Origin of the sequence: Weizmannia agrestimuris (genome assembly GCF_943193165.1) — a bacterium.
Taxonomy (GTDB): domain Bacteria; phylum Bacillota; class Bacilli; order Bacillales; family Bacillaceae_C; genus Weizmannia; species Weizmannia faecalis.
Genome location: NZ_CALPDC010000062.1, coordinates 1 through 12,538, shown reverse-complemented (window position 1 = coordinate 12,538; position 12,538 = coordinate 1). Strand labels below are relative to the sequence as shown.

At 45.0% G+C, this 12,538-nt stretch carries 11 protein-coding genes; 8 read left to right on the top strand and 3 right to left on the bottom strand.

All coding sequences use genetic code 11. From position 1 onward, the window contains the following. The first annotated feature begins 246 nt into the window (after positions 1-246). From NFR98_RS14690 to NFR98_RS14660, 7 genes are all read left to right on the top strand, one after another. Positions 247-588: a bh protein gene (locus tag NFR98_RS14690; RefSeq protein WP_251460484.1), complete on the top strand. Its 342-nt coding sequence runs from the start codon at positions 247-249 to the stop codon at positions 586-588. A 178-nt stretch (positions 589-766) separates the two neighbouring features. After that, entirely contained in the window at positions 767-2,431 is a 1,665-nt protein-coding gene (locus NFR98_RS14685; protein ID WP_437184217.1) for a sigma-54 interaction domain-containing protein, read from the top strand. Positions 2,432-2,654: 223 nt separating this feature from the next. Next, on the top strand, positions 2,655-3,764 hold the full coding sequence (locus tag NFR98_RS14680) for a DUF917 domain-containing protein (protein ID WP_251460480.1): 1,110 nt from the start codon (positions 2,655-2,657) through the stop codon (positions 3,762-3,764). Next, on the top strand, positions 3,748-5,301 hold the full coding sequence (locus NFR98_RS14675) for a hydantoinase/oxoprolinase N-terminal domain-containing protein (protein ID WP_251460477.1): 1,554 nt from the start codon (positions 3,748-3,750) through the stop codon (positions 5,299-5,301). The genes NFR98_RS14680 and NFR98_RS14675 overlap by 17 nt, the downstream gene beginning before the upstream one ends. Positions 5,302-5,316: 15 nt before the next feature. Continuing rightward, on the top strand, positions 5,317-6,633 hold the full coding sequence (locus tag NFR98_RS14670) for a cytosine permease (RefSeq protein ID WP_251460475.1): 1,317 nt from the start codon (positions 5,317-5,319) through the stop codon (positions 6,631-6,633). Between the two features lie 30 nt (positions 6,634-6,663). Further along, positions 6,664-7,758, top strand: a complete 1,095-nt coding sequence (locus NFR98_RS14665) for an S-methyl thiohydantoin desulfurase family protein (protein WP_251460473.1) — start codon at positions 6,664-6,666, stop codon at positions 7,756-7,758. Beyond that, the gene (locus NFR98_RS14660; protein WP_251460471.1) at positions 7,758-9,335 is read left to right on the top strand and encodes a hydantoinase/oxoprolinase N-terminal domain-containing protein; all 1,578 of its coding nucleotides are present in this window, start codon (positions 7,758-7,760) and stop codon (positions 9,333-9,335) included. Before NFR98_RS14665 ends, NFR98_RS14660 begins: the two co-directional genes overlap by 1 nt. A 169-nt stretch (positions 9,336-9,504) precedes the next feature. Here the strand turns inward: NFR98_RS14660 and NFR98_RS14655 are convergent, their stop codons facing one another. The 3 genes from NFR98_RS14655 to NFR98_RS14645 all read right to left on the bottom strand — a co-directional run bounded on the left by NFR98_RS14655 (position 9,505) and on the right by NFR98_RS14645 (position 11,703). Next, positions 9,505-10,488, bottom strand: a complete 984-nt coding sequence (locus tag NFR98_RS14655; protein WP_251460469.1) for an NAD(P)H-dependent flavin oxidoreductase — start codon at positions 10,486-10,488, stop codon at positions 9,505-9,507. 2 nt (positions 10,489-10,490) lie between these two features. After that, positions 10,491-10,847, bottom strand: coding sequence for an MmcQ/YjbR family DNA-binding protein (locus NFR98_RS14650; RefSeq protein WP_014096171.1), 357 nt, complete (start codon positions 10,845-10,847; stop codon positions 10,491-10,493). 355 nt (positions 10,848-11,202) lie between these two features. Then, entirely contained in the window at positions 11,203-11,703 is a 501-nt protein-coding gene (locus NFR98_RS14645) for a DUF1648 domain-containing protein (RefSeq protein WP_017550150.1), read from the bottom strand. Between the two features lie 261 nt (positions 11,704-11,964). Here NFR98_RS14645 and NFR98_RS14640 point away from each other — a divergent pair, with 261 nt between their 5' ends. Further along, entirely contained in the window at positions 11,965-12,282 is a 318-nt protein-coding gene (locus NFR98_RS14640) for a hypothetical protein (RefSeq protein WP_251460467.1), read from the top strand. Positions 12,283-12,538: the final 256 nt, after the last annotated feature.

The following is a 12,538-nucleotide window of genomic DNA, read 5'->3' as shown; positions in this document are numbered from 1 at the left end:
AGATGGAAAAATTTTCTAAATGTGGATAAGTCATTTTATCATAAAACATCTAAAAATTGATGAATTTACTCTTCAGAGCTGAACGGATTAAAAATAAATTGACTTAATAAAGAGAGGTGGATTACCCTTAAAGTAGTTAATTTATTTTCCTGCTCAGTGGATTTTATAAAGATAGTGATGATATGGGCAACAGGCATATTGAATTTGCTGTAGAAAGCTGAGAAAAATCACAGGGAGGAAAATCAAATGAAAAAGCTCGAGATAGAAGCCGACTTATATTGTATACATTGTGAAACAGAAGTCACACATAAAGTCACATATATTAATGATATAATCACAAAAATAGAGTGTGAACAATGTCATCGGGTAATTGATAAAAATATTGATTTTGGAAAAGTATTTTATCAGGAAATTTATAATAGGATATCAACAAAACCGTTTAGACTAACTGAGGAATACAAACAAGACCTTAGTGAATTTCTTTCCAAATTACCTTTTCGGGTGATTACGAAGCCTTACAGAGTGATAAAAGATCTAAACGAGACCAGAAAGATTATTGGGGAATATAAGATACATCATCATAATTAAGTTCTTTGAGTATAGCCCAACTAGTACGGTATAGGTAAAAGTCTTGGAGCAATTTTTGGAATGTTACATCGAATGATTTCCAATTGAATGAGTGGTAATAAACAATTTAGCAGAGCGGTGCCTGTCACTCTTTTTCGGGTATGCAGGCACCGCTTATGACTTTTGGAGGGAGTTGCAGATGCCATACACCAAATTTGAACAGTCATTAAATGAAGCCTTTTTTTTCGCTACTCCGGGTTTTGTTGAGATAAAGGAAAAGGATGCGTTGTTGCAGTGTGGGGGTTTGGATCAAGCGTATATAAAAGAAATTTTCAAATCGGGCGTAAGTATGGATGCCGGACGGGAAAAGGCGGGAGCCGTTTACTATTTTCCAATTGTTCGGGAGATGAAAGTGATCTCCGTCTTATTGTTGCGGCCGAAACAGGGCGAGAAAGAAAGGTTCGCCCGGGACATTCAATACTTGAAGTTATTGTCAGAACTGGCATGCCAGTGGGTGGCTGAGAAATTAGAAAGGGAATCATGGCAAAAAAGGTTCGGGGAGATCCATCTCGAAACCCGGAAACTGATTCAATCGATCACCGAGCCTTTTTGTCTAGTGGATCAAGACGGATTGATCCAAGAAATGAATGAACATATGGCTTCGCTTTTTCGCAAAAGAAGGACCACCTTAATGGGTGAAAAGATTACGCAATATATCACAAAGGAAAAATGGGAAAGCATCAAAAGTGGGAAAGAAAAGGATGAGACGGTGGTGCAAGTGCCGGGAAACAAGGGAGAAGCCTATTTTGCCACCATTCAACCGGTAAAAAACAAACAGGGGATTGTCTCGTATATGATCCTTTTGAAATCAAAGAAGACAGAAAAACCGGAGCAGGCCGGCCGGCGCCTTTACCATTTTGAGGATATTCTCGGTGTAAGTGAGATTTTAAAACAGACGATCCAGTCGGCAAAAAGGGTGTCGAAAAGCGATGTAACCATCATGCTGCGCGGCGAGAGCGGGACGGGAAAGGAAATGTTTGCCCAGGCCATCCATCATGAAAGTGAGCGAAAAAATCAGCCTTTTGTTGCCTTAAACTGCGCGGCGATACCTGAAAACTTGCTGGAAAGCGAACTGTTTGGCTATGAAAAAGGGGCCTTTACGGGAGCGGAAAAAGAAAAACCGGGGCGCTTTGAACTGGCCAATCACGGCACGCTGTTTTTAGACGAGATCGGGGATATGTCCTTGTATCTGCAGGCAAAAATACTCCGGGTGTTACAGGAAAAAACTTTGGAAAGGATTGGATCAAACAAAAGCAGGAAGATCGATGTCCGCATTATCACAGCAACACACAGAAATTTGGAGGAATTGATCAGAAAGGGAGAATTCCGGGAAGATTTGTATTACCGGATCAGTGTAATTCCCATTTATATTCCGCCACTCAGGGCAAGAAAAGAAGACCTGTCTGTCCTGATTGAGCATTTTACCCGGAAATATTCAAAAGATTTGAATAAGCATCCAAAAAGTTTAGCGGCGGAAACGCTCGACAGGCTTATGCAATATGATTGGCCGGGAAATATCCGGGAGTTACAAAATGTGGTCCGCCATTTTGTGGAATTGGAAATTGGGGATATGGTAACATTGGAGAGCCTCCCATCCTCTTTGCAAACGGGGTCAAAATCATTGCCTCCATCTGTAAAAAAATCGGCACGGACCAATCATTATCAAACCAGGCTGGACAAAAGGCAAGTACTGGAATTGTTGGAACGGAACGGCCGGAGTACAGAGGGGAAGAAAAAAACAGCAGCGGATTTGGGAATCAGTTTGGCTACTTTGTACCGTTATTTAAAGAAAATGCAGGGATAAAAATGAGAATCATGAGAAAACGTGCGAAAAGATGAGAAAAAAAGAGAAATTTAAATACAATATGTTGAAAACGGCAAATTTGCGTGCCTTTTTCTCAAACCATAAAATGAGAAAAACGATTTTATAAACTTTAAAAATGTCCGAATACATTGCAAAATGAACGATTCTGTCCGTTTATATTTTTGGCACGATATTTGCATTGTATTTGGTGAGGGGTGAGGTCGTGAGCTGGTTCATTCACAAGGAAGACATTGCTTACATAAGCGCCGGCGCAAAATTTTTATCCAGCGGAGGCGGCGGGGATACGAAAATAGCAGCGTATTTGCTTTTGTCTGCTATGGAAGAAGATGACGTGATAGAAGTAAAAACCGCAGTTGAAATGGCAGACGAGTGGGTCGTGCCGGTCGCAGCCGCAGGGTCCACGGTGTTAATGAAAGAAGACTTGCCTACAGGGGAAGAAATTGTAAAAGCGTTGAAAAAATATGAAGCTGTGTCAGGCAGAAAAGCAGACGCTGTGATTTCAATGGAGATAGGGGGGATTAATGCATTAACCCCTTTACTGGCTGCGTTCAAATGTCATCTTCCGGTCATTGATGGAGATGGGATGGGCAGATCCTTCCCGGAACTGGAGATGGTGCATTTCTATCATACTGAAATCCCGGTAGTTCCACTCACTGCCCGTTCAAAAGACGAAACGCTTGTGATAAATGAAGCAAAGCATGTCCCACGCACATTGAAAGAATTTATGTTTCAGCAGGATGGGTATTGCCATTTTGCTTGCTTCGGGGCTAGTGGGTCCCGTATGAGGGCGGCCATGATACCGGGAACATTGAAGCTGGCGCTGGAAATTGGAAAAATACTTGCCCAAAACGCCTCTATCTGGATGAAAATAAAGCAGTTGCGCCATGCCTTTTTTCAGTCAGTATATGGGGAAATGGAGCTTGCGTTTGTCGGGAAAATCCGGGCCATCAATCGCTGGTTTGAAGCGGAAATGCTGGTGGGCACGTTGGAACTGGCCGGGCAGATGGAATACCATAAAAAACGCGCAAAACTGTATTTTCAAAATGAATTTCTTTCTTTTCAAGTTCCGGATACGTGCCAGTGTATAACCCCTGATTTAATCATTCTCGTTCATTATGAAACCGGGCTGCCTATCGCTGTATCGGAACTCCGTGAAGGGATGATGGCCATGGTTTTAACGGTAAAGGCTCCAGGACTGTATCAAACGAAAAAAATGCTTGCGCAAACGGGTCCTGAAATGTTCCGGATTCCAAATCAGTTTCTTCAGAAGGAAACGGCCGGGAGGAGGCAGCAAGGTGAAAATTGGCATTGATATTGGCGGAACCAACACACATGCCGTTTTGGTTTCCAGTGATGGAAAACTCAAAATGGTTGCCAGTTCTTTGACCACCCCTGATGTATATACAGGCGTATATCGTTCAACGAAGGCCCTGCTGCAAAAATCAGAGATCAGGGCAGAAGAAGTAAAAGGGATTTATATCGGAACAACAGAACTGATGAATGCCGTACACGATGAGAAGGTTTTAGCAAAAACAGCTTTAATCCGGATTGCAAGAAGGCCTGTCCATATCACCCCGGCGCTTAAATGGCCGGCAACACTTCGAGGGTTGGTCACAGAGCCGTATTTTATAGAAAGTGACCATGGCTACAACAAGAGCGGCGGCCGGATCGCGGACTTCAAACCGCTCGAAGTGCTTTATCAATCCATTGCTGAGGGAAAAATTGATGCCGTCTGCATCGTGGGCAGCTATTCCCCTTTGTATGAAAATGAGGAAGTTGCGGTAAAAAATGAAATTCGGAAAAGATTCCCGGAAATGCCTGTTACGGTTTCCCATTCATTTGGCACCCTTGGGTTTATGGAACGGGAAAATGCCACTTTGCTCAACAGCTTATTGTCGAGAATGATCGAAAAAATGCTTGCCAATTTAGCGGAAGGCTTCTCCTCTCTCTTGCTGGAATGCCCTTTTTGGCTGACGCAAAATAACGGTTCGTTAATGTCTGTTGAACAAGCGATGAAATTCCCGGTTCTAACGCTTGCTTCCGGAGCGGCCAACAGTTTGAAAGGGGCAGCGAAACTTTCCGGGCTTCAAGATGTGATTGCGGTGGATATCGGCGGAAGCAAGGTGTATGCTGCACGTGTTGCCGGCGGGGATTTGCCTGAAGTCATGGGCTCTTCCGATTTCCCCGGCTTGGAAGCAGGGCTTGAGATGCCGGAAATCATTTCCCTACCTTTTGGCACAGGGAACAGGCCTGTTATCCGGAAGGGGGAAGTGGAGCTGTTGCCGCTGATTTCGAATGATATTAAGCAATACGGCATTGCCTGGGGAGGAGATGCACTGACAGTCAGTGATTGCTTTCTTAAGCTCTTTCCTGATGCTTTTTATGACCCCGAACTCCAAACAGAAAAATTAAAATATGTACCAACGAATGATTGTGCGATGGTTGTCCAATATGTGGTGCAAAAAATAAAAGAAATCCTGGACCGGTTGCAAAATGAAGAAAAAAACCTCCCCATTGTACTGGTCGGCGGGGGCAGCCCGCTTTTTAACCCGAAATTATTCGGAAAGTACCAAAAAGTGCTGAATCCGGCCGGCTATCCGTATAGCGGGGCAATCGGGGCTTGTGATGCGACCATCAGCGAAGTGTCAGATAAAGTGTACTGGTTAAATGACCACTCAAAAGAAGAAGTGGTGGCCGAAGCAGCTTCTGCCTGCAAATTAGAAGCCATCAAAAAGGGCGCAGATCCTGATACCGTCAAACTTGCTTATATAGAAGAGTATCCTTTTGAGTACATGAAAGGGGAAATTCTCCGGATCAAAATAAAAGCTGTAGGCGAGCAAATTTTATAAAACGGAGGCTGCAAAATGCAAAAAAAATCAAGTCTTGGTGATGATTATGCTCTGTCCCGGGTGCCGTCGTCCGGCCGACAATCGTTGTGGAATATCACCATTGTCCGGGTTGGCTCATTAGCAACGATTTCACAATTTATTCTGGGGGCTTCATTAGGATACGGGATGAACTTTTGGCAGGCTTTTTGGGCAACGATGTTCGGCAGTGTCATCCTTGAAGTCATTAGTTTTCTGCTTGGCTATGCGGGTGCAAAAGAAGGGATGTCAACCAGCCTGCTATCCCGGTGGACGGGCTTTGGCAGGTACGGGTCAAGCATCATTGGCGCTGTAATTGCCATTTCTTGCATCGGCTGGTTTGGCGTACAAAACGCTGTCTTTGCCCAGGGGATCGTGCAATCCACGAACGGGGCGATCAGCCTGCCGGTTGCGGCCGCGATTACAGGCTTGGGTGTAACGGTTCTTGTCATCTTTGGTTTTAAAATTTTAAGTGTAACAGCATCCATCGCTGTTCCTGCTTTTCTATTGGCAGTGGCAGTTGGCATTTATGATGTGCTCAACAAATCCTCTATTACGGAGTTAGTGGCAAGCGCACCTGCCGGAAAACCGCTGACAATGGGTGTTGCCGCAACAATGGTGGCGGGCGGGTTTATTATCGGAGCCGTGATTACGCCGGATTTCAGCAGATTTGCCAAAAACGGGAAAGATGTTTTCTGGATGACGATGATCGGCACCATTGTCGGTGAGCTTGGGATCAATATGATTGCCGTACTCATGGCGCTTGCTGCCAAAACAAGTGACGTGGCGAGCATCATGATGCAAACTTCCGGGTGGCTGGGCGCATTGGTTGTTGTTTTTTCCACCGTTAAAATCAATAACTTGAACTTGTATTCATCATCACTCGGTTTTACAAATATCTTTGACACCATATTGAACATCAAATTGAATCGGGGCCTCGTGACGCTCGCGATCGGCATCATCGGGACGTTATTGTCTGTGATGGGCATCCTCGGCCGCTTTACGGATTTTCTTGTTTTTCTCGGCGTTCTGGTGCCGCCGATTGCTGGCATCATCGTCGTGGATTACTTTGTACTAAGAACGCACAAGAAGGAATTGGATGCCAGCCGGATGAAAGGAACCTTGCCGGAGACAGAAGAAAATGTAAACTGGGTTACGATGATCTCCTGGGCTGCGGGTTTTGCAGTCGGATACTTTGTGAAAATGGGGATCCCGTCCATCAATTCTTTGGCGGCGAGTGCAGCGGTGTATCTGGCAGGCATGCTGGCTGTCCAAGCCGTCAGGAAAAACGCCGCTGAAGAAAAAATTGCATCTTAAAGAATCTGAATATTGGAGGCCTAAAAAGCAATGAGAAAAATCGGAATACAAGAAATAGAAGATATCGCAGTTGGAGCCGCCTTGCTTGGCACAGGGGGCGGGGGTGACCCGTACATCGGGAAGCTGATGGCAATCCAGGCAATTGAAGAATACGGCGAAGTCACTTTATTGGATGCGGATGAAGTGCCGGATGATGCCCTGGTGGTTCCTTCCTCCATGATGGGCGCGCCGACTGTCATGCTGGAAAAAGCGCCTAGCGGTGAGGAAGCATTCGTTGCCTTTCAAAAATTAGAAACGTATCTCGGCGATAAAATTTATGCTACTTTTCCCATTGAAGCCGGGGGGGTAAACTCCATGCTGCCCTTTGCGCTAGCGGCGAAACTGGGGTTGCCTGTTGTCGATGCGGATGGAATGGGGCGGGCTTTTCCGGAACTGCAAATGGTGACATTTTATCTGGACGGGATAGCTGCAACGCCGGCCGTTTTAGCGGATGAAAAAGGAAATACCGTTGTCCTTTCTACCATCGATAATGTTTGGACAGAAAGGATTGCCCGGGCAGCAACGGTCCAAATGGGAGGATCTGCGATGACTGCCATGTACGCGATGAAAGGGAGAAATTTAAAAGAAAGCGGCGTCCGCAATATTTTAAAACTCGAAGAAACCATTGGCAAAACGATCCGGAAAGCAAAGGAAAACAACGCAAATCCAATTCGGGAAGTTGTCAAAAGCGTCAAAGGGTTTCCGCTGTTTTCCGGCAAAGTGAAAGATATTAACCGTAAAACGGAATCCGGATTTGCAAGAGGGACAGCAACGTTTGAAGGCATGCATGAAAATAAAGGAGAGACGCTTACGCTTCGGTTTCAAAACGAGCATCTTTTGGCCCGGACGGAAGAACGTTTATTGTGCATGACCCCGGATTTAATCGCTGTTTTGGATGCGGAAACGGGGCTCCCGATCACAACAGAGGGAATTCGTTACGGCGCCCGGTGTGTTGTCATTGGAATTCCGTGCCATCCAAAATGGAGAACAGAAAAAGGACTGGCAACGGTCGGCCCGAAATATTTCGGATATGATGTGGACTATGTTCCGGTGGAAGAACTTGCAAAAGAAGGAGTGCGTTCATAATGGGAGTTTACCGTGTTGGAATCGACGTTGGCGGCACACATACAGATGCCGTTTTACTGGATGAAAAGAATACTGTGATTGCGGAAACCAAATCGCCGACAACGGAAGACGTGGCAACAGGCATATACCATGCGATGCATAAGATCATCAGCGATGCCAATGTCCCGCGCGATCAAATATACTATGCCATGCTTGGCACGACACATTGTACAAATGCCATTGTAGAAAGAAAGAGATTAAATCATATTGCGGTTGTGAGGATCGGCGCGCCGGCCACATTGGCTGTGAAACCGTTGATCGGCGTTCCGGAAGATTTAAGGGAAGCGTTAGGGAAACACGTTTATCTCGTTCGCGGCGGCCATGAGTTTGACGGCCGGGAAATTACAGCGCTCGATACCCATTATCTTTTTCAAATTGCCAGGGAAGTGAAAGGAAAAGTAGATTCTATTGCGATCACTTCCGTCTTTTCACCTGTTTCCCAGGACCATGAGCACAGGGCAAGCGAAATTTTTAGGGAAGTATTAGGAGATGAGGTTGCGATTTCGTTATCGTCCGAAATTGGTTCCGTCGGCCTGCTTGAACGGGAAAATGCAACCATTTTGAATGCAGCGGTTGTCAATGTTGCCAAAACAGCCGCAGAAGGATTTATTCAGGCACTCGAAAATGAAGGTATCAAAGCACGCGTCTTTTTCGGGCAAAACGACGGCACGCTGATGTCGGTTGATTATGCCGTAAAATATCCGATTTTTACGGTTGCTTGCGGACCGACCAATTCACTGCGCGGCGCTTCTTATTTAAGCCAATTGTCTGATGCGATCGTGGTCGATGTCGGGGGGACGACTTCGGATGCCGGCGTACTTGTCAACTCTTTCCCCCGGGAGTCATCGCTTGCCGTTGAAATCGGCGGAGCGCGGACAAATTTCCGCATGCCGGATCTCATTTCAATCGGTCTTGGCGGCGGGACAATCGTACGAATCCGGGATAACGGGGAGTTCACAATCGGGCCGGACAGCGTCGGTTACAGGCTTCCGGAAAAAGGTTTGATTTTCGGGGGAGACACCCTCACCACCACCGATGTGGCAGTAGCACTTGGAAAAGTGGAACTGGGCGACCCGGAAAAAGTAGCGCATCTTGACAAAAAAGTGATGCAGCAGGTGTATGGCAGAATGGTGGAAATGGTCGAAGAAGCTATCGATAAGATGAAAACAAGTGCGGCACCGGTTCCGGTCATCCTTGTTGGCGGCGGGAGTGTATTGCTGCCGGACTCTTTAAAGGGCGCATCACGGGTCATCCGCCCGGAACATTCCGGTGTTGCCAATGCGATTGGTTCTGCGATTGCACAAGTCAGCGGCCAAATTGAAAAAATTTACGTTCTTGACGAAATAGGCAGGGAACAGGCATTGGAATCTGCCAAATCCCAGGCGAAGCAAGAAGCGATCAAAGCAGGGGCAGATCCCGGCAGCCTTGTCATCGTGGATATAGAAGATGTGCCGCTCGCCTATCTTCCGGGAAATGCGACAAGAATCCGGGTGAAGGCAGCCGGAGAACTGGGGCGGATGCCAGTTGCCTCGATTTAAATTCTTGGATGTTGAAGCCGGGAAAGCACGTGAATTCTAACTGGTGCCGGATAGGAATGAGAAATCTGCCAAAGATGGATCTTTGGCAGATTTTTAGCAGGGGGGTCAATTTTTCTCCAACCAAACGAGTGTTGGGCAGGGAGCCCCGTCAGGTTTGTCAATCGTTGCTTCACGATGATCTATGGGTTTGTTCTTTCATAATATGATCTAATCGGGATAACCCTTTTTCTGCAGTATGCATCATCTCGTCAAACAATTCCTGCACTGTCGGAATCGTATGAATAAGGCCGACGACCTGTCCGGCCCAAGCATAACCTTTTTCTTCATTCCCGTCATAAATATAGTTGCAATTTGCGCTACCGCTAATCATCTCTTTCAGGCCTTCGTAGGATGCCCCTTCCTGTTCACGTTCCATAATATTCAAGGCAAAGCGGTTTTTCAAGACCCGGCCCGGTGCCCCTAATGTTCTCTTAATCACTACTGTATCCGTTTCTTTTGCATGCACGATGGCCTGCTGATATTTCTCGTGTGCATGAATACATTCTTTGGTGGCAATAAAACGGGTCCCCATTTGAATTCCTTCTGCGCCAAGAGCAAGGGCAGCCAATAATCCACGCCCGTCCCCAATGCCCCCGCCGGCGATTACAGGAACGGATACTTCGTCTGCAACCCGGGGAATGAGCACCATGCCGCCAATGTCGTCCCGGCCTAAATGGCCCCCGCCTTCCTGCCCGACGGCGATCACTGCGTCTGCACCCAATTGTTCAGCTTTTTGTGCTTGTCTTGTTCCAGCCACAAGCACAAGTGTACGAATGTTTTCTCCTTTTATCCTTTCGAAGACCGGTTGCGGGTTACCGCCACTGATGGAAATGGCTGGAACCTTTTCTTCAATGGCCACTTCAAGCAACTCCTCGTACCGGCCGTTATACCTTGCGATTGCAAAGTTTACACCGAAGGGCTTCCCGGTTAATTTTCGTACTTTGTGAATTGCATTGCGAAGTTTTTCAGGTGTTCGCAGCGTCGCGGCAGTGATTTGCCCCAGGCCGCCCGCATTGGAAACAGCAGCAGCTAATTCCGCATATCCGAGATAAGCAAGGCCTCCTTGGATAATGGGGTATTTTATTTTTAATATCTCCGTAATGCGAGTTCTCATTTTTACCGGCCCCTATTTGACTGAATTCCTTTTTTCTTCGTTAAGTGATAGCTTTGCCTTATCATATCACAGATTTCTTCCTCCGGGACGGTGCCGTCAAGAATAACGGAATTCCAATGTTCTTTGTTCAGATGGTATGCCGGAACAACAGCGTGGTATTTCCGGCGATAAAAGTCCAGCCAGCCGTTTTCACCTTTCACATTGATCCAAATATGGCCGTTTCTTTCAAAAATCCAGGCAAAGACTTTTTTATTTTTTTTGTGGCGCATTAATGTCCAATTCTTATCTTTAAAGGGGTAATCTTCATACGTGTTTTCCAGTTTTAAACAGTAATGGATAGCGTCCTCTCTTGTTTTCATTTATGATGCTCCTTCAACATGCTGTTATTTATATTATATAAAAATGTTAGGGATTACCGTCATTTTTTCCTGCTTTCTTAACGTAGGCGTGCTCTATGTAAAGGAAGGTCACCGAATTTTCTTGTTTTCTTAACGTAGATGCGGTCTAAGTAAGGGAGGGACGCCGAATTCTCTCACTTTCTTAACGTAGACATGCTCTATGTAAAGGAAGGACGCCGAATTTTCTCGCTTTCTTAACGTAGACGGGTTCTATGTTAAGGAACAGCGCCGTTTATTCGTATTTTTTTGCTTTATATTGGTTTGAGTGGCGAAACTTTTTCAGCGTTCATCCTTCCTTTATCGTATTGTTGTTATTTTATTTTTTTTGCGTCACGATTCCTGATGCAATTGGAATTCCCATGCCAATGATTACGATAGGTAAAAACCATTTACCAAACCCGTTTCCCCATCCCATTGCAATCACAATGGATTCCAATAAGATTAAAGCAAAGAAAATCAGACAAATATTTTTCAATTGATTTAGCAGTTTCCGGCTATGCACATAAAATTGTTTTGCATTTGATTCATTTAATCGATCAGGATAATTATAAATATGAGGGAATTTTTCCAAAACCTGCATCAATAGCGCAAGGATTGCCCCCACGCCGGGTAAAATCAAAAGTTCCCATTTTGATCCCCAACGATCGACTTTACCGGAGGCATCATAATGTCCGGGAACTTTTTCTGGAAGTTTCCCCCAAACGCTAACCAGAAAAATAATCGAACCAAAGAAAAATAAATAGCCAATGATGTCCCAAAACCATTCGCTTTTTGTCTTGGGAATTTTCAATTTGGGCCGCTTCCGGGAGTTTGGCATGCCATTTCCCCTCCAATCCAGTTTAAAAATTTTTTGTATACGACAGCGTCTCCAAGTGCAAGCTTTTTTACATTCCATGCCATCTTTATTTATATACGACAAAAGCAGCCAAATTCCTTATCAAATTTGAAATTGGTTTTTTTATCCGGACTTCTCTCTAGAGCGGGTTGTGTATGGTAAACTAATGATGTCTTTGCCACTTTGAAAGGGGCTCCAGTTTTTTCACCATTTGAGTCCATATGGAAAGAAGGAGAATAAAATTTGAAAATTAACCGGACGGGCGCATGGTTTCTGCTATTATTCTTCATGCTTTTTTGCAGTGGTTGCGGCCAAACCCAATCCACTAACAGCCAGCCAGTAAAAGAAAAGCAAGTGCAGCATATAAGTGCGGCAAAATCAGAGAGTAAGGCCGACAGTAAAACCGTTAACAAAACAGACAGCCATCATAAAAGTACTGCATCACTTCCAAAAGGAAAACTAAAGGTTTATTTTTTTGACGTCGGGCAAGGGGACAGCATCCTCATCCAAACGCCAAAAGGAGAAAATGTGTTAATTGATCCCACATTTCGCACGTCTTAAATAAAATTCATTTTAATTTTTGAATGAACTATATTTAAACATTTTAGTGGGATGATATCTTCTTATTTTTGAGGAATTTTCGATAAAGTTCTTTTCAATTCGACATTCTTTTCATGAATTCCTCCTGTTGTGTGTTATTTGCCTTGGTTTTCGACATTTTTTGACGCGTATATTGATAGATCATACCCGCATAATTCAATGATTTTTTTGGCTTGTGAATCAATATTATCGGGTAAGAGCCTTATTTTTTGTTGAT